Source organism: Massilia aerilata, from assembly GCF_042656905.1.
Lineage (GTDB): Bacteria > Pseudomonadota > Gammaproteobacteria > Burkholderiales > Burkholderiaceae_D > Telluria > Telluria aerilata.
The window spans coordinates 165,000-181,701 of sequence record NZ_JBHSMZ010000004.1 but is presented as its reverse complement, the minus strand read 5'-3'; the positions used below and the strand labels follow the sequence as shown (position 1 = coordinate 181,701).

17 protein-coding genes are annotated in these 16,702 nt (G+C 63.8%); 9 read left to right on the top strand and 8 right to left on the bottom strand.

The genetic code is table 11. The features are described from left to right. The first annotated feature begins 8 nt into the window (after nt 1-8). From ACFPO9_RS05505 to ACFPO9_RS05465, 9 genes are all read left to right on the top strand, one after another. Complete coding sequence (locus ACFPO9_RS05505; protein ID WP_379768233.1) at nt 9-1,967, top strand: phospholipase D-like domain-containing protein; 1,959 nt, start codon at nt 9-11, stop codon at nt 1,965-1,967. A 1-nt stretch (nt 1,968) separates the two neighbouring features. Then, entirely contained in the window at nt 1,969-2,997 is a 1,029-nt protein-coding gene (locus ACFPO9_RS05500) for an SEL1-like repeat protein (RefSeq protein ID WP_379768231.1), read from the top strand. A 23-nt stretch (nt 2,998-3,020) separates the two neighbouring features. Next, the gene (locus tag ACFPO9_RS05495; protein ID WP_379768229.1) at nt 3,021-3,299 is read left to right on the top strand and encodes a PAAR domain-containing protein; all 279 of its coding nucleotides are present in this window, start codon (nt 3,021-3,023) and stop codon (nt 3,297-3,299) included. Between the two features lie 79 nt (nt 3,300-3,378). Then, entirely contained in the window at nt 3,379-3,600 is a 222-nt protein-coding gene (locus tag ACFPO9_RS05490; RefSeq protein ID WP_379768227.1) for a hypothetical protein, read from the top strand. Between the two features lie 78 nt (nt 3,601-3,678). Continuing rightward, nucleotides 3,679-4,731, top strand: a complete 1,053-nt coding sequence (locus ACFPO9_RS05485) for an ABC transporter substrate-binding protein (RefSeq protein WP_379768225.1) — start codon at nt 3,679-3,681, stop codon at nt 4,729-4,731. Next, nucleotides 4,728-5,294, top strand: coding sequence for an SCO family protein (locus ACFPO9_RS05480; protein WP_379768223.1), 567 nt, complete (start codon nt 4,728-4,730; stop codon nt 5,292-5,294). Before ACFPO9_RS05485 ends, ACFPO9_RS05480 begins: the two co-directional genes overlap by 4 nt. Before the next feature lie 3 nt (nt 5,295-5,297). Then, nucleotides 5,298-5,735 carry a cupredoxin domain-containing protein gene (locus ACFPO9_RS05475; protein ID WP_379768221.1) on the top strand — a complete coding sequence of 146 codons (438 nt, stop codon included), beginning with the start codon at nt 5,298-5,300 and terminating at the stop codon, nt 5,733-5,735. Then, entirely contained in the window at nt 5,728-6,498 is a 771-nt protein-coding gene (locus ACFPO9_RS05470) for an ABC transporter permease (RefSeq protein WP_379768219.1), read from the top strand. Before ACFPO9_RS05475 ends, ACFPO9_RS05470 begins: the two co-directional genes overlap by 8 nt. Continuing rightward, entirely contained in the window at nt 6,488-7,282 is a 795-nt protein-coding gene (locus ACFPO9_RS05465) for an ABC transporter ATP-binding protein (protein ID WP_379768217.1), read from the top strand. The genes ACFPO9_RS05470 and ACFPO9_RS05465 overlap by 11 nt, the downstream gene beginning before the upstream one ends. Here the strand turns inward: ACFPO9_RS05465 and flgL are convergent. The 8 genes from flgL to ACFPO9_RS05425 form a co-directional block, all read right to left on the bottom strand. Continuing rightward, entirely contained in the window at nt 7,250-8,479 is a 1,230-nt protein-coding gene (flgL, locus tag ACFPO9_RS05460) for a flagellar hook-associated protein FlgL (protein ID WP_379768215.1), read from the bottom strand. The two genes, ACFPO9_RS05465 and flgL, sit on opposite strands and share 33 nt — an antisense overlap. A 13-nt stretch (nt 8,480-8,492) precedes the next feature. After that, nucleotides 8,493-10,658: a flagellar hook-associated protein FlgK gene (flgK, locus tag ACFPO9_RS05455; protein WP_379768213.1), complete on the bottom strand. Its 2,166-nt coding sequence runs from the start codon at nt 10,656-10,658 to the stop codon at nt 8,493-8,495. 69 nt (nt 10,659-10,727) lie between these two features. Beyond that, nucleotides 10,728-11,675, bottom strand: a complete 948-nt coding sequence (gene flgJ / locus ACFPO9_RS05450) for a flagellar assembly peptidoglycan hydrolase FlgJ (protein ID WP_379768211.1) — start codon at nt 11,673-11,675, stop codon at nt 10,728-10,730. A gap of 9 nt (nt 11,676-11,684) precedes the next feature. Next, nucleotides 11,685-12,797: a flagellar basal body P-ring protein FlgI gene (locus tag ACFPO9_RS05445; protein WP_379768209.1), complete on the bottom strand. Its 1,113-nt coding sequence runs from the start codon at nt 12,795-12,797 to the stop codon at nt 11,685-11,687. A 55-nt stretch (nt 12,798-12,852) separates the two neighbouring features. Further along, nucleotides 12,853-13,503: a flagellar basal body L-ring protein FlgH gene (locus ACFPO9_RS05440; RefSeq protein WP_379768207.1), complete on the bottom strand. Its 651-nt coding sequence runs from the start codon at nt 13,501-13,503 to the stop codon at nt 12,853-12,855. Then, a complete protein-coding gene (gene flgG, locus ACFPO9_RS05435; RefSeq protein WP_379768205.1) occupies nt 13,500-14,282 on the bottom strand; it encodes a flagellar basal-body rod protein FlgG in 783 nt (260 codons plus the stop codon). Before flgG ends, ACFPO9_RS05440 begins: the two co-directional genes overlap by 4 nt. A 64-nt stretch (nt 14,283-14,346) precedes the next feature. Beyond that, complete coding sequence (gene flgF, locus ACFPO9_RS05430) at nt 14,347-15,087, bottom strand: flagellar basal-body rod protein FlgF (protein ID WP_379768203.1); 741 nt, start codon at nt 15,085-15,087, stop codon at nt 14,347-14,349. Between the two features lie 87 nt (nt 15,088-15,174). Next, nucleotides 15,175-16,701: a flagellar hook protein FlgE gene (locus ACFPO9_RS05425; RefSeq protein WP_379768201.1), complete on the bottom strand. Its 1,527-nt coding sequence runs from the start codon at nt 16,699-16,701 to the stop codon at nt 15,175-15,177. Nucleotide 16,702: the final 1 nt, after the last annotated feature.

Genomic DNA, 16,702 nt, shown 5'->3' with positions numbered 1-16,702 from the left:
GGAAGCGAATGGGCATGGAAGAAAACGAGGGGCTCTATACACAGAAGCTCTGCTACAACCAGACGGTAGGCCCTTACCAGTGCCTGTCCCTGCCCTGGTGGGTCAGGACGAGCAAGCACAAGTCCTACGTGGCGCGGCACCACTGCCGTATCGAGCCGCTCATCTGCGGCGAAGACGTATTCGGGAAAATCCAGAAAGACCTCTTAGCGGCGCAGCGGAGCGTGGACATCATCACGTGGGGATTCGACCCGGGCATGGTGCTCGTCCGTGGCGGCTCGGCCGAAGACGGCATGCGCTACGGCGACCTGCTCAAGCAGATTGCGACCCGCAAGGAGAACCCGGTTACCGTGCGTCTGCTGCTCTGGCACGACAATGCGGCCTCGTATGCGATTCAGAAAAATAATCTTGGCCTGTATGGAACCCGTATTCCCACGATCGGCGCTTACGCAGGCTACTACGGCGAGACGCATGACCGGTACAACCGCGAATGGTTCGACGAGATTATCGGAAACAAGGTGCCGAACATCAAGCTGCATACGCGGGAAGTCGCCCTGAAGTTCCGCAGTCCGGCGCTGGCGGACGAGAAGTACAAGATCAGCGCTATCGACGGTCGGGCCGGCTCCATCTACCCCACCCATCATCAAAAGATGATCCTGATCGACTACGAAACACCGGAGCGTGCCGTCGGCTACGTGATGGGGCATAACTCGACGACTGACTTCTGGGACACGGCCGCGCATCGCTTCGAGGACCGGCGCCGTGAAACGCTGTACAAGAAGAATCCCGCCGAAGCGATCGGCAAGCTGACAGCCGCTGTCGATGAAGCGCAGGATTGGTACGAGCGGCAAATGCGATCGATGTCGGGCCTGCCCGACCTGGCGTCGCAGCGAAAAACTGAGCGCCTCATGGAATTCATCCGTAAATATGGATTCACTGCGAAACCGTATCAGGACGTGTCGCTGCGCGTGCGTGGCTCGATCCTGTACGACATGAACCACAATTTCTGCTTCGGGTGGGCAGAGTCCGAACCGGGCACGCCAGCCTTGAACAACGCTATCTGGATGACGCCGCCCGGCATGGCCGGCGTGGAAGAACCTGTCGCGGTCAAAGGGGCCGGCCAGGCGCTGGCGGCTCTGCCTGCTCTTGCGCAGAGCAGGCGGCACTTCAAGGCCGCCGACTTCGCCCTGAAGGACTGCCACCACAGCGCGCAGCTGTTGCGCACCTACCCGGCGTACCAGGAAAAATCGATCAAGGAATGCTACGCCAACCTGACCCGGCTCACGCATCACTACATCTTCATCCAGAACCAGTACGTCCAGTACAAGGAGTGGGCCACCTACTTGACGGCGTGCGTGGAGAAGCTGCGCAGCGCGGGCTACACCAAACCCGTCTACGTATTCATCCTGACCTCGACACCCGAGACCGATGGCATGGATCTGGCGACCTATGACGTTGCTCTGCAACTCGGGAGCAGTCACACCATGAAGGTCGAGCATGAGGAAACGCTCAAGCGCGCCAGGCGCGGCAAGGCAAAGATGCCAATCACGGCCGAGAAGTTGGCCGAACAAGGCATCAGAGCCCTCATGGCATCGATGTGGAGCAGCGCCGAGCAGCCTAGATCCCCGAAGGATTACGAAGAGACCTACATCCACGCCAAGGTGGCGATCGTCGACGATGCGGCTTTCACGGTCGGTTCGGCCAATCTGAACGTGCGCAGCATGGCCCTCGACAGCGAACTCAATCTGCTCAGCCAGGCCATGGATGTCGCGTTTGACTTGCGCAAGAAGCTGTTCAACCAATGCACCGGCGACGAGGGTCCGGCGCAGTTCGGCGATATGGGAGAAACATTCAAGGACTGGCTGACGCTGATGGAAAACAACACGAAAGCGATGGCGAATGGCTGGCCGCTGAAGAGCCAGATCGCCACGTTCCACGTCGACAGGCAACCTGGCCCGCCGGTGATCTGACATGCGACTGACAATCCGCCAATGGATGTACATGGCAGCCGCTTCGGTTGCTTTTGCTATCGGAGCCTACTTTTTACAACAACATCTGGAGTACGTGAAGATGCACACGATCCCCGCTGGCTTGCAGCCGTTCGACGTCAACGGTCCGATCCCGACTTGCGGCCGCTGGAAGGACACGATGCCGAAGACTCGCGATCCGGCCGCCTATCGGCTCTACATCAAAGCCCGCAAGCTGTGGCGCAGCAAGATTGCGTGGCAGCTGACGCGCCAGGAAGCGCTCAGCATCCTGCACGATGTGCAGGCCGCCGCGAACCAGGGCGACTGGGGCGCACGTGCATTGATGGCCTACTTCTACCGGCACGGCCTTGGCCCTCTCGACACCAACCATGTGCTCGACCCAGACGCCGACAAATTGGTGGAAATCCTGCGCTCTGCCGTCGCAGCCGGCCAGGCCTGGGGCTACTACGATCTCGGCGTCGCCCACGAGCATGGCTACGGGGGCGCTGCGCAGGATGAACAGATTGCGTGGGCCTATTACCGAAAAGCGGCGGAGCTCGGTAGTCCGGAAGCGCAGATGGCCTTGGCAGGAGCCTATCTGAAAGCCCAACGACGCGATGCTGAGGAAGCGATGGTGATGTGCGCCTATAAGCAAGGACATGGTCCTGCAGCTCACGATCTTGGAATGACTGCCGAGCTATTAAAGAATTTCGGCAAAGCGCTGGAGTATTACCAGGCAGGGATAAAGTTCGGCAGCGAACGATCCGCTGCGGTACTGATGCTTATGTTCGACACCAAAAAATGGAGTTTGCGCGACAAGCAGGAGCAGGTTGCGCTAAGAGAACTCGGGATCCTTCCCGATGCGGAACGCAAGAGCCGGTACAAGCAAATCGATGAAGCGCTGGATCTCAACCCTGACCTGAAATTCGCCCGCCTCGACCATGTGTTGCCGATGCCTCCTGCGGAACTACCTGCATGGAATGGCATTCAGGATGCGATAGAACCGGAGCCGGACAGCCCGCCGAGCTACTGACTTCATCTCTCACAGAGCAAAATATGCCTCTCAAAATAATCACGGTCGGTGACAAGACCGATCACGGCGGAACTGTCATCAGCGGCTCGCCTGATCACGATATTCAGGGGCGCGCGATTGCAAGGCTCGGGGATCAGGTCGACTGTCCGCAGCTCTACCCTGGAGGCAAACCGCATGGGGTCAACAAGATTGTTACCGCCTTCAAGTCCTTCACCGTCAACGGCTTGCCTGTTGCGGTCGAAGGATGCACAACAGAGTGCGGGTGCAAGCTGATCGGCAGTCAGCCGGCTAGCGTGGGTTAGGCGCTGCGTCAAACCCGAGGCCATCGAGCGCCAGCTCAGCGCCGAAGACCGTGAACGCCGCAAGAAGGACCTGAGTTACATGCCGCCGGGGCCATTCAGCTTCGGTCCCGGCGACTTCGTCGAAGACGACGGCAACGGGACCGCCCGTTATGGCGCCGCGCTCGCGCTCTTCACGGGCCTGGAACAACGGCACGGCCGCGCTGCCGTACAGGACTGGGTGCGCGCGGTGCTGGAGGGGAAGGACGCCGCGCAGATCGTTCCGCTGGCGCCGGATGAGGACATCGCGCCTCTGCTGCTGTAGCGGGTATTGACGGCCGTCCCAATCGCCGCATCTGGTGGTGTACAATCGGAAAATATTTCCAGCCACCATTACTCAACCATGCCGCACGCAGATCCTGTTGCCGTGCACCTGCTGCGCCGGCGCCAGCTCCTCAAAGGCGCACTGGCCGCGGCCCTGCCGCTTGGATCGTCCGCCGCGTTCGCCGCCTCCGCGCAGGATGGCGCGCCGCCGCTGGCCGTGGGCGGCCTGCCCGTCACCTGCAACCTGACCCTGCCGATCGCCTGCCTCGCCAAGGCCAACGCCAACGCGCGCGCCGGGCTCGGTCCCGCGCCTTTCGTCTATCACAAGTACAGCGGCTGGCCGGAGATCAAGGAGTCGCTGATGACCGGCCGGATCCAGGCGGCCTACATGCTGGCGCCGCTGGTGATGGACCTGGTGAACTCGCGCATTCCGATGAAGATCGTCTCGCTCGGCCACCGTTCCGGCGCGGTGATCATGGTGCGTACCGATTCCACTTACCGCCGCTTCCGCGACCTGCGCGGCAAGGCCATCGCGGTGCCGAGCCGCTTCGCGGTCGACTACCTTTTCCTGCGCAAGATGCTGGCGCGCGAGGGCATGACGCTGAAGGATGTCGAAATCATCGAGATGAATCCGCCCGACATGCCGGCCGCGCTGTATGCGAAGGCGGTCGACGCCTACTGCACCGGCGAGCCCTTCGGCGCCTCGGCCCAGCGCGCCGGCTATGCGCGGCCGCTGGCCATGACGCGCGACGAATGGCGCAACTACATCTGCTGCGTGCTGACGGTGCGCGAGGACGTGATCCAGACCCGGCGCCCGCTGGTGCAGGACCTGGTCAATCACATCCAGGCCGCCGGCAGCTGGCTCGACCAAAGCCCGGCCAACCGCGACAAGGCCGCCGGCATCGCCGGCGGCAAGGCCTTCTTCAACCAGGACCCGAAGATCATCAAGTTCGTGATGGAGAACCCGCAGGACCGCGTCACCTATGGCGACCTGCGCATGATCCGCGACGAGTTCGACGAGCTGATGCAGCTGTCGCTGGAAGCGCGCACGCTCAAGAAGCCGATCGCCTACGAACGCTATGTGGACGACAGTTTCGTGAAGTCCCTCCAACCGCTGAAGCTGATCCTGTGAAAGCACTGTTCCTGTCCCTGCTGTTAGTTGCGGGCGCCGCCTCGGCCCAGCAATTCAAAGGCGGCGTGTTCGACCCGCCGCGCCCCGCGCCGGAGATCGCCCTGCCCTCCTCCAGCGGCGCGCCGCTCAAGCTGTCAGACTACCGCGGCAAGGTGGTGGTGCTGGAATTCGGCTTTTCGCATTGCCCGGCCGTGTGCCCGGTGTCGCTGGCCTCGCTGGCCCAGGCCAGGCAGCTGCTGGGCGCGCGCGGCAAGGACGTGCAGGTCTTGTTCATCACCGTCGACCCGGCGCGCGACACCGCCGAGCGCCTGCGCAGCTGGCTGGCGAATTTCGACCCGGGCTTCGCCGGCGTCACCGGCAGCGAGGCGCAGATCGCGCAGGTGCTGAAGGACTACGGCATCAGCGCCGCCAAACACCCGGTCAAGGGCAGCAGCGACTACTCGATGAGCCATTCGTCCTACCTCTACTTCATCGACCGCCAGGGCAGGCAGCGCGCCATGATGCCCTTCGGCCGGCCGGCCGCCGACATCGCCCACGACCTGGCGATCCTGCTCGGGCCCTGAGGCATGAAGCGCCTGCGCCTGCGTTTGCTGTGGTGCCTGCCGGCTGCCTGCGCGGCCGGGCTGCTGTCCTGGGCGGCCTTCGCGCCGATCGCCGCCGGCAGCCGCGACGCGCTGTTCGAGATCCCGCAAGGCACCTGGGCGCGCCGCATGGCCGGCGACCTGGTCGACATCCTGCCGCAGCAGATCGTGCTCACGCTGGGCGTGAACGATACGCTCCTGCTGCGCAACAAGGACAGCGTGCCGCAGGTGTTCGGGCCGGTCCTGATCATGCCGGGCCAGGACTTCCGCCTGCCCTTCGACACGGTGTCGGTCAACGAATTCAACTGCACCGCGCACGCCAGCGGCTCGATGAAGGTGATCGTCGAGCCCTATCCCGCACCCGGCCTGCCCCGCCTGCAATGGCGGCTGGCCCAATTCAAGAAAGCCGCCGCAAGTGGATAAGTTGGAAAACAAGCTGCATAAAACCTGGCCGCCGCTGCTGCTGATCCTGGCCCTGGTCGGCCTCTGGCACTACGCCGTGGTCACGACCCAGACCGTGATCTTCCCGACCCCGCAGCAGGTGCTGGACGGGACCCTCGAACTGGCGCGCGACGGCACCCTGTGGCAGCACATCGGCGCCTCGCTCAAGCGCGTGGCCACCGGCTTCATCCTCGCCACGCTGGTCGCGGTGCCGCTCGGCCTGTGGATGGGCCGCGTCGGCGCGGTCTACAACACGCTGAATCCGCTGTTCCAGATCCTGCGCCCGATCTCGCCGATCGCCTGGATCCCGCTGGCCATCCTGTGGTTCGGCGTGGGCGACGTGTCGCCGGTGTTTTTGATTTTCCTGTCGGCCGTCTTCCCCATCATCGTGCAGACCGCGCACGGCGTGCACACGATCGAGAAGCGCTACCTGGACGCCGCCGCCAACTTCGGCGTCTCGCGCCGCAAGATGTTCCGCCAGGTGGTGGTGCCCGCGGTGCTGCCCGATATCGTGGTGGGCATGCGCATCAGCCTCGGCGTGGCCTGGCTGGTGGTGGTGGCCGCCGAAATGATCGTGCGCAGCTCGGGCCTGGGCTTCATGATCATCGACGCGCGCAATGCCGGCAACCGCTACGACCTGGTGATCGCCGCCATGCTCATCATCGGCATCATCGGCCTGCTGCTGGACGTGGGCATGCGCCGGCTCGAAGGACTCAACTCGGTAAGGTGGCGCTATGGACGCTAAGATCGTCATCGACGATATCAGGAAGGGCTTCACCCGCAAGGGCGAGACCCTGCAGGTGATCGACGGTCTGTCGCTGCAGGTGAAGGATGGCGAATTCGTCGCCATCGTCGGCCCCTCGGGCTGCGGCAAGTCGACGCTGATGAAGGTGATCTCCGGCTTCGCCCTGCCCGACAGCGGCGCGGTGCGCATCGACGGTGTGGAGGTGCGCGGGCCCGGCCCGCAAGGCATCGTCATTTCCCAGCATGGTTCGGTGTTCCCGTGGCTGACCGTGCGCGAGAACCTGATGTTCGGACTGAACCGCGGCACGCCGGCGGACAAGCGCGCGCTGGCGGATCACTATGCGGAGATGGTGGGGCTGAAGGGCTTCGAGAACGCCTACCCGCGCGAGCTGTCGGGCGGGATGCTCAAGCGCGTGGAGATCGCGCGGGCGCTGGTGGTCAAGCCGCAGATCCTGTACATGGACGAGCCCTTCTCGGCCCTGGACGCGCTGATGAACCTGCGCATCCGCAACGAGCTGCTGCGCATCCTGCAGGAAGAGCGCCATACCGTCATCCTGATCACCCACGACGTCGAGGAAGCGCTCTACCTGGCCGACCGCATCGTCGTGCTGTCGCAGCGCCCGACCACGATCCAGCGCACTTTCCAGGTGACGCAGGCGCATCCGCGCCGGCTGTCGAACGCGCAGCTGCAGCAGATGAAGGACGAGATCCTCTCCGAACTAGGACTGGACCTCGACCTCGACCTCGATGCGTCAGCTGATGTAGTTGAACAGCGACAGGCCTGACATCGTCTTGAAGGACATCTGCGCGGCCTGCAGCGTCTGCTGCTGCTGGGTGAACATCGAAATGGCCTTGACCATGTCGAGGTCCTGGAGACCGCTCAAGGTTGCCGTGTATTGCACATCGAGTGCACTGCCGCTGTCGTCGAGATAATCCACTTCCTTCAAGCGCGCGCCGACCGAGGCCTGCACGGTCAGCACATTGTCCAGTGCATTCTGCATGTTCGCGCCTGCGGCAGCCAGGCCGTTGACCAGCGCCGTCTTGCCGGCATCGCCGTCCGCCGGCGTGCGCAAGGTCGTGATCAGGTCGGTCACCGTCTTGAACACCGACTGCCTGGCGCCGGATTCGACGGAAAAACTGTCGCCGTCGACGGGCGTGCCCTCGATATCGAAGGACATGCCATCGAATTCGATCGGTGTCTTGGCTTGGTAGGGCGTATCCGGGACCACGTCGGTCGCCGGCGTGGTCGACCGGTCGGTGACGCTGTAGGTGGTCAACTTGGTCGCGCTGTCGGTCTTGAAGCTGACCGTATAGTCGTGCCCGAGGAACTTGGCGCGGTCGACAACACTGCCTTCCGACATCACGCCCGTACCCTTGTTACCGCCGGCGGCCTGGACTTCGAAGCTGCCATTGCCGGTCGGGACGCCTTCGAACAGGGTGCTGCCGTTTTCGGTGGTCGCCATCTTGCGCGAGGCGCCGACCTGCAGGGCACGCTGGCCCTGGTCGCCCTGGTAGACAGCACCGTCGGGGGTCTGCAGGAATGGCTGGGTGTTCGATTTGTAGCCCGAAAACAGGTAGCCGCCCGTGCCATCGGTGGTGTTCGCCAGCCCGATCAGGTCGTTCAGCCGTCCTTCGAGTTCGGTTGCCAACGACTCCCGGTCGCTCTGCGTGAACGCGCCATTGCCTGCCTGGACGATCAGGCTCTGGATGTCCTGGAACTGGCCGGTCACGCTCTGCAAGGTCTGGTCCACCAGCGACAGCGAGGATTTGGCGCTGTTGCGGTTGGTGGCGAACTGTGTGTTCATCGCTTGCGACTGGGTGACTTCGAGCGCGCGCGCCGACGCGATCGGATCGTCCGCGCCGCTGAGCACGCGACGGTTCGCCGACAACTGGTTCTGGGTCTTGACGATCTGACTCTGCAGCGTGGTCAGGTGGCTGATCCCCGATTCGTACATCGTGTTGGTGCTGATACGCATGGACATGGCCCGACTCCGGTTATTGAGCGATCTGCAGCAGGGTATTGAAAATGCTGTCGGCAATCTGCATGACCTTGCCTGCGGCCTGGTAGGCCTGCTGGTACTTCAGCAGGTTGGCGGCCTCTTCGTCCAGGTTGACCCCGGAAACGTTCTGGGCGGCATTCTGTACCTGCTCCAGCAAGGCGCCACTCGATTCCGCATTGACCTGTACTTCGCGCGTCTTGTTGCCGACGGTACCGACCAGTTGGGCATAGGCCGACTGGTAGGTCGTCTTGCCGCCGTCGAAGATATTCTTTGTCTGCAGGTCGCCGAGCAGGCCCGCATTGCGGGTATCGCCGTCGCCGCTGCCGGTCTGGATCGAAAAGCTGTCTTTATCGAGCGGCGCGCCGGTCATGCTGAAACTCATGCCGCCCACGGCATAGCTGGCGCCGTCCTTGAACGGCACGCTGTCCCCTGCCGCGTACCTGGTGGTCACGCCGCCGATGGTCACGCTGACCGGCAAGGCAGCCGGAAAGCCCGCCAAGGAACCGGTTGCGCCGTCATACGACAGCTTCAGCGGCGACGGCGTACCGACCTGGAGCACGGCGCCATCGGCCGGGGCCCCGCCCAGCGTAAACTCGTAGCCGCCCACGGCATAGCTGGCGCCGTCCGCGAAGGGCACGGCGGCGCCCGGCGGATAGGCCGTCGTCACGCCGCCCGCCGTCATCGTCACTGCTTCCTTCGCCGGAAAACCCGACAAGGTGCCGGTCGCGCCGCTGTAGCTCAGCTTCAACGGTGAACCCATGGGTGAGACCAGGTAGGACTTGTCGATCGCGCCCGCGCCGATCTTGGCGCTGCCCTTGTTCGAGGTCGCGATACTGGTGGCGGTCGGCGCCGCCGCCGCGATCTGGGAAGCATCGGTGAGCGCAAGCTTGAAGTTGGCGGCGCCATTGACCGTCGGGCGCACCAGGTAATTGTCGCCCGCCGCGGCTTTGCCGGCGATCGCGAAATCGAGGCCGTCGATAAGCTGCGGCTCGCTCTGCGGGAAGGGCGAGATCACGGTGTTCTTGTTGTCGGACAGCCGGGTGACACTGTACTTGGCGCCGTCGAAGCTGACCTTGTAGTCGCTGGTGGTCAGCTGGGTAGCGTCGCGCACGGTCGCCGCGACGGTGGTCGTGCTGGTCAGGTTGTTGCGGATGTCCTTCGTGACTTCGGCCGGCAGGATCGTGAAAAAGTCGCCGCCCGGGTTGCCGTTCGCATCCACGCCCAGGTGGTGCTGGTCGTTGAAGCTGGCCGCCAGCCCGATCGCAATGCGGCCGAGCGCGTTCTGGGCCGTGTCGAGCGACTTGGAGCGGAACTCCAGCAGACCACCGATGGCGCCGCCCGTCAGTGCGGATTCGGCAAGCGGCACGCTCTTGCCGTTTGTGACATAGCCGATCGATACCCGCGTCTGATCGGTGGGCGAGCCCTCGGCCACAAGTTGGTACGCGTGGGTGCCGACCACCAGCGGCTGGCCCGTACCAATCGATACCGTCAGGCTGTTGTTATCGCCAGGGACCACGGTCGTCTTGATTTGCTTGCTCAAGTCCATGACCAATTGATCACGCTTGTCCAGCAAGTCATTGGGGAGGCTGGTGCTGCTGTTGCCGACCAGCTTGCCGATCTGGTCGTTCAAATCGGCGATCTGCGAAGCGTAGCTGTTGACCAGGCCGACACCCGAGCTCAATTCGGAATTCACGCCCTTGCGCATTTCTTCGAGCTGATCGTTCATACCCTGGAAACGCGCGGCCAAGGTGTCGGCAGCGCTCATCAGTGCGCCTCGCGAAGGCAGGCCTGCCTTGTCGCCGGTCAGGTTCTGCACCGCCGCAAACATGTCCTGCAGCGCTGGCGACAGGCCGGACGTGGCATCGGACAGCATGTTGTCGATCTGGCTGACCTGGGCCTGGTAAGCTTCGAGCCCGCTGGTCGCGGCCTGGGCATTACGCACCTGGGCGTTCAAGAACTCGTCGGAGTAACGCTTGACCTGGCCGATCTGAGTGCCATTGCCGTAAAAAGCATTTCCGCCGCCCGAAGAGGTAGCCGTCTCCTGTATCACGCCCTGGCGGCTGAAGCCGGGCACGTTGGCGTTGGTAATATTGTGGCCGGTGGTCGACAGCGCGGCCTGGGCTGCGAACAAACCGGACTTGCCGATACTGAGGAGGGACATGTGCTCTTCTTCCTGTCTACTATGTCGTTGTCGGCAAAATCCGCCAAAACTTTATTCTTGTCTTTCCGCTCAAGCCAGCGAGTGCTTGATGATGCGCGACAGCTTTGCCGCGTATTGCGGATCGGTGGCGTAGCCGGCACGCTGAAGACCGTGGGCGAAGGTGCTCGCATCGCCGCCGTGGTTCAGCACTTTTTCGTAGCGCGGGTTATTTCCGATCATCCGCGCATAATCCTTGAAGGACTCCGCCGGCGAATCGTAGGCTCTGAACTTCTCGACCTTCGTATGCGGCCGGCCGTTGACGTACTCGGTGGTGACCGCGGTGGCGACCTTCCCCTGCCATCCCGGGCCGGCCTTGATACCGAACAGGTTGTTGCTGGAGCTGCCGTCCTGGTTGCGGATCACGCGCTTGCCCCAGCCGGTTTCCAGCGCGGCCTGGCCCAGCATGAACTTGGCCGGCACACCGGTGACCTTCTGGGCCTCCTCTGCGGCGTCAGCCAGCTTGTCCTGGAAAGCGCGCACATGAGCCGGCTTGCCACTGTGCGTGGTGCTGCGCGCGCTGCCCTTGATGCCCGATGCGGCTGGCGCGCCGTCGGTCGACATGCTGTCGGCCTCCAGCCTCGGGCGTGAGGTATTCGTTCCCTGCTTCGCTCCCGGGTTCGAGCCGATCGCCAGCGCGCCCGACTGCATCTCCTTGGCCAGCGCCGCGCCGCTCTGCTGCGCCGACAGCTGGCGCACCAGCACGTCCGCCAGGCCGATGCCGCGCTTGGCCAGCTTCTGGCTCATCTGCTGGTCCAGCATGGTGGTGAAGGTGCGGGTCTCCTGGCTGTCCATCGGACCGTCCTGCGGCGTCGCGTCGCGCATGCTCTTCATCATCATGTTGACGAACATGGATTCGAACTGCGTCGCCGCGCCGCGCAGGGCTTCGGGCGAACCGGCCTTGGCGGACTGTTTCAGGTCGCCGAGGCTGTTGGTGTCGAGCGCGAATTTCCCGGACAGGTCAGAGGTCGAACCGAGCATGATGGGCCTTTAGATGATTTCGAGTTCCGCGCGCAGCGAACCGGCGGCCTTCAGCGACTGCAGGATCGACAGGAGGTCTTGCGGGGTCGCGCCGATCGCGTTCATCGCCTTCACGACTTCGGCGAGCGAAGCGCCGTTGTTCAGCATGATGACGCGGCCAGCGTCCTTCTTGACCGACGCCGTCGGGGTCTGGGTGACGGCGGTGGCGCCGCGCGAACCGGCGGCCGGCTGGCTCACTTGCGTGTCGGCGCCGATCGTCACCGTCAGGTTGCCGTGCGAGATGGCGCAGGTGTCGAGCGTGACGGCGCGGTTCATCACGACCGAGCCGGTGCGCGCATTCAGGATCACCTTGGCGGCGGCTTCGGCCGGCCTGACGTCCATGTTCTCCAGCATGCCGAGGAAGGACACGCGCTGGTCGCTCGACGAGGGCACGCGCACGCGGATCACGCGGCCGTCCAGCGCGGTGGCGATGCCCGGGCCGAACTTGTCGTTGACCGCTTCGACCACGCGGCTGGCGGTGGCGAAGTCGGTGGTGTTCAGTTCCAGCTTGACCTGGTTGTCGGCGCCGAGGTTCGAGGCGACCGCGCGTTCGACGGTGGCGCCGCCCGAAATGCGGCCGACCGCCAGCTGGTTCACCTGGGTCGAGGCGCCGCCGCCCGACGCCCCTGCCCCGCCGACCAGCACATTGCCCTGGGCCATGGCGTACACCTGGCCGTCGGCGCCCTGCAGCGGCGTCATGAGCAGCGTGCCGCCGCGCAGGCTTTTGGCATTACCCATCGACGACACCGTGATGTCGATGGCCTGGCCGGGCTGGGCGAAAGCCGGCAGCGAGGTGGTGACCATCACGGCCGCCACGTTCTTCAGCTGCAGCTGGGTGCCGGCCGGCAGGCTGATGCCCTTCTGCTGCAGCATCGCCATGATCGACTGCACGGTGAACGGGGTCTGGGTGGTCTGGTCGCCGGTGCCGTCGAGGCCGACCACGATGCCGTAGCCGGACAACTGGTTCTGGCGCACGCCGCCGAAGCTGGCGATGTCCTTCAGGCGCTCGGCGTGGGCCGGGGTCGCGAGGAGCGGACCCAGCAGAGCTGCGGCGAGGGCGATCAGTCTGAAATTCTTGTTCATAGTCAGTTGATTAAATTCGGGGTCTGACCCCGAATTTAACCCCGAATTTAGGCAATTAGAACGGCAACATTGATTGGAAGAAACGCGACATCATCGAGGTCATCTCGGCGCGGTCGATCTGGCTGTTGGTGCGGTATTCGACGCGGGCGTCGGCCACCAGGGTCGAGGACACCACGTTGCCCGGCTGGATCGTGTCCGGATTGACCATGCCCGAGAAGCGGATGAATTCGACGCCCTTGTTCATCGCGACCTGCTTCTCGCCGACCACGATCAGGTTGCCGTTGGCGAGCACTTCCGAGACCGTCACGCCGATCGTGCCGGTGAAGGCGTTCGACGCGGTCTGGGTGTCGCCATCGGCGTACTTGGTGGCGGTGCTGGTCTTGAGGTCGGCGCCCAGGCGTCCCTGCAGCGGGCCGGGAATGCCGAACTCCGCGCTGCCCGACTTGTTGCCGGTCGCGGCGCCGCTCTTGTTGGCCGAGGTCTTCTCGACGATGCTGACGGTCAGGATGTCGCCGATATGGCGCGCGCGGCGGTCTTCGAACATCGGACGGAAGGTGCTCGAATTGTAGATCGCGCCTTCGGTCGGGGCGCCGGCATCGGCGATCATCGGGCGTGCCGAGGTCGGGCCCTTGACGATCGAGGTCGGAGTGGCGGCGCAGCCGGCCATCAGGGCCGCGAGCGCTGCCAGTTTAAAAACATTTTTCATAATTGCGCCAGCTTCTGCAGCATCTGATCGGAAGTCGTAATCGCCTTCGAGTTGATCTCGTACGCGCGCTGGGTGGTGATCATGTTGACCATTTCCTCGACCACGTTGACGTTCGAAGTCTCGACATAGCCCTGCATCAGGACGCCGGCGCCGTTGGTACCCGGCGTGTTGGCGTTGGCGGTGCCGGACGCGCCGGTTTCGACGTACAGGTTTTCGCCACGCGATTCGAGGCCGGCCGGATTCACGAACGTGTTCAGCTGGATCGAGCCGATCTGGGTCGGCGCGGCCTGGCCCGGGGTAGTCACGGAGACCGTGCCGTCGCGTCCCACGGTCAGGCTCAGGGCGTTGTTCGGCACGGTGATCGGCGGCTGCAGCACGTAGCCGCTGGACGTCACCAGCTGGCCGTTGGCGTCGGACTGGAAGGAGCCGTCGCGGGTGTAGGCCTGCGTGCCGTCAGGGAGCAGCACCTGGAAGTATCCGGCGCCATTGACCATGACGTCCTTGTCGTTGCCGGTCTGCTGAGGGTTGCCCTGGGTATGGATGCGTTCGGTGGCGACGGTGCGCACGCCGGTGCCGATCTGCAGGCCGGACGGCAACTGGGTCTGTTGCGAGGATTGCGCGCCGGGCTGGCGTACGTTCTGGTACAGCAGGTCCTCGAACACGGCACGCGACTTTTTGAAGCCATTGGTGCTGACGTTGGCGAGGTTGTTGGTGATGACGTCGAGGTTGGTCTGCTGGGCTTCCAGGCCGGTTTTTGCGATGAATAGCGAACGGATCATGGTGGAGTTCTCCTGACGGCGACGGAACTCCATCGCCCACCATGAAATTATGTCCCAGCAGCAATCAAGTCAAAGCGAGGATCTGGGTGGCTTTCGTCGCGTTATTCTCGGCGTTCTTCAGCAGGCTCATCTGTGTTTCGAAGGAACGCGCCAAAGAAATCATGTTCACCATCGAGTCGACGGCCGATACATTGCTGCCTTCGAGCGCCCCGCCAGCCACGGTCACGGCCGGGTCGGACTGCGCGCTGCTGCCGTCCTTCAGGCGGAACAGGCCATCGTCGCCGCGCACCAGGTCGGCTTCGTTCGGATTCACCAGCTTGATGCGGCCCAGCACGGTGGGCGCGGCCGGCGTGGTGGTGGTCGACAGGGTCGAAATGGTGCCGTCGGCGCCGACTGCCACCGTCACGTCGGGCGGAATCGTGATCGGACCGCCCTCGCCGGCGACGGTCTGGCCGCTGGCGGTCTGCAGGATGCCGTTGGGGCTGAGCTGCAGCGAACCGTTGCGCGTGTACGACTCGGTGCCGTCCGCATTCTGCACCGCGATCCAGCCCTTGCCCTTGATCGCGACGTCGAGATCGCGCCCCGTCACCTGCAGCGGACCGGCAGAGAAGTCGGCGCCCGTGGTGTTATCGACCACGAAAGCACGCGTGGGCAAGCCCTCGCTCTGGACCGGCACCGCGCGAAACGTATCGAACTGCGCGCGAAAACCCGTTGTGTTGAGGTTCGCGAGATTGTTCGAGGTGGTCGCCTGCTGCTCCAGGATGTGCTTGGCACCGCTGGCTGCCGTGTAGATTAACCGGTCCATGATCTTCCTTAAACCGGGGTCAGAGCCCGAATTTTGGCAACTGCCCCTTAGTTATTTCCTAAAACGGGGCTCTGACCCCGGTTTGCGTTAGCGCAGGCTCACCAGCGTCTGCAACACCGAGTCCTGGGTCTTGATGGTCTGGGCATTCGCCTGATACACGCGCTGGGCCGTGATCATGTTCACCAGTTCGGCGGTCAGGTCGACGTTGGAAGATTCCACTGCCGACGATTGCAGCACGCCCAGGCTGCCGGTATCGGGCGTTCCCACCATCGGCGTACCCGAGGCCGAGCTCTCGGCGAAGGAGTTATTACCCAGCGGCTCCAGGCCCTGTGGATTGGTGAAATTGGCCAGCACAATCTGGCCCAGGGGCTTGGTCTGGCCGTTGCTATATTGACCGAGGATGATGCCGTCGGCGCCAGCCGAGAAGCGTTGCAGGTGGCCGGCGGTGTAGCCGTCCTGCGTGGTCTTCTTTTCGCTGGTGTCCGTGCCGTACTGGGTACTACCGGTGAAATTCAACTTGATCTGCAGGTCTTCCTTGGCCCCGGTGGGCGGGTAGATCGGCAGGTCGACCGTCAGCGGCAGGGTCTTCGTCATCAGGCTCGCCGACAGCGCACCGTTCGAGTCGAAGCGCAACTGCCCCAGCGACACGGCCGGCACCGTTACGGCGTTGGTAATGTCCTTGTCGACCTGGTCCGGATTGTAACCAGAGGCCGAGCCGGCGCTGGCCGCAGCCGCCTTGATGGCGTCGACCGTCGCCGCGCTCATCGTCGTGCCGCCCGCTGCAATGACGGCGGCCGAGGCCTTGTCCGCGTAATTTTTCAGCGCGCTCGCAATCGTGGCCGCATCCGGCGGCACCGCCTTGGTCGCATCGTCCCAGGCCTGGCGCGCGGCGCTGGCGGCAGCGTCCTTCGTCGCTGCCGACGCGACGTTCACGTTCGTCAGTTCGATGCCATCGCTACCGACATAGACATCCCAGGCGCCAGCCTGGGCGCTGCTCTTCACGTAATACACCGACATCACGTGCGGATTCCCGAGCGTGTCGTAGACCTCCACCGGCGTCTGCTTGTTGTAAGTGGTCGGATCGTCGGCGTTGAAAGGATAATTGGTCGGCGGGTCGGCGCGCGAGTCCAGGTTCAGCGAGGTATCCACGCGGGTCGTGGCCACGGGCTTCAGATCGGCCGAGTTGATCTGCAGCGCGGAAGGAGCGCCGGCCAGGATCTGTCCGCTTTGTCCCACACCGTAGCCCGTCAAGTTGGCACCCTGGGGGGTTACCAGGAAGCCGTTTTTATCCAGGGAAAACTGGCCATTGCGGGTGTACTGGATGACGCCGGAAGTCTCGGTGCGAAAGAAGCCGCTGCCGTTGATGGCGATGTCGAGGGGATTGTTCGAGGTTTCGATATTACCCTGCGTGAACTGCTGGGCAATGCCGGCAACCGTCACGCCGATACCGGCATTGACGCCACCCGCACCGCTCAGCGAACGCGCGTAGACGTCGGCGAACTGGGTGGTCGAACCCTTGAAGCCGACGGTGCTGGCGTTGGCGATGTTGTTACCGATGACGTCCAGCGATTTCGCGGCGCCGTTCAAGCCACTCAGGCCCTGTTGGAAAGACATG

What these genes read in the sequence shown, in the direction of transcription:
- flgG (WP_379768205.1), bottom strand. Translation starts at nt 14,282, where the DNA reads ATGATCCGTTCGCTATTCATCGCAAAAACCGGCCTGGAAGCCCAGCAG.
- flgJ (WP_379768211.1), bottom strand. Translation starts at nt 11,675, where the DNA reads ATGCTCGGTTCGACCTCTGACCTGTCCGGGAAATTCGCGCTCGACACC.
- ACFPO9_RS05475 (WP_379768221.1), top strand. Translation starts at nt 5,298, where the DNA reads ATGAAGCGCCTGCGCCTGCGTTTGCTGTGGTGCCTGCCGGCTGCCTGC.
- ACFPO9_RS05500 (WP_379768231.1), top strand. Translation starts at nt 1,969, where the DNA reads ATGCGACTGACAATCCGCCAATGGATGTACATGGCAGCCGCTTCGGTT.
- ACFPO9_RS05490 (WP_379768227.1), top strand. Translation starts at nt 3,379, where the DNA reads ATGCCGCCGGGGCCATTCAGCTTCGGTCCCGGCGACTTCGTCGAAGAC.
- ACFPO9_RS05425 (WP_379768201.1), bottom strand. Translation starts at nt 16,701, where the DNA reads ATGTCTTTCCAACAGGGCCTGAGTGGCTTGAACGGCGCCGCGAAATCG.
- ACFPO9_RS05440 (WP_379768207.1), bottom strand. Translation starts at nt 13,503, where the DNA reads ATGAAAAATGTTTTTAAACTGGCAGCGCTCGCGGCCCTGATGGCCGGC.
- flgL (WP_379768215.1), bottom strand. Translation starts at nt 8,479, where the DNA reads ATGTCCATGCGTATCAGCACCAACACGATGTACGAATCGGGGATCAGC.
- ACFPO9_RS05445 (WP_379768209.1), bottom strand. Translation starts at nt 12,797, where the DNA reads ATGAACAAGAATTTCAGACTGATCGCCCTCGCCGCAGCTCTGCTGGGT.
- ACFPO9_RS05495 (WP_379768229.1), top strand. Translation starts at nt 3,021, where the DNA reads ATGCCTCTCAAAATAATCACGGTCGGTGACAAGACCGATCACGGCGGA.
- ACFPO9_RS05505 (WP_379768233.1), top strand. Translation starts at nt 9, where the DNA reads ATGGGCATGGAAGAAAACGAGGGGCTCTATACACAGAAGCTCTGCTAC.
- flgF (WP_379768203.1), bottom strand. Translation starts at nt 15,087, where the DNA reads ATGGACCGGTTAATCTACACGGCAGCCAGCGGTGCCAAGCACATCCTG.
- ACFPO9_RS05485 (WP_379768225.1), top strand. Translation starts at nt 3,679, where the DNA reads ATGCCGCACGCAGATCCTGTTGCCGTGCACCTGCTGCGCCGGCGCCAG.
- ACFPO9_RS05465 (WP_379768217.1), top strand. Translation starts at nt 6,488, where the DNA reads ATGGACGCTAAGATCGTCATCGACGATATCAGGAAGGGCTTCACCCGC.
- flgK (WP_379768213.1), bottom strand. Translation starts at nt 10,658, where the DNA reads ATGTCCCTCCTCAGTATCGGCAAGTCCGGTTTGTTCGCAGCCCAGGCC.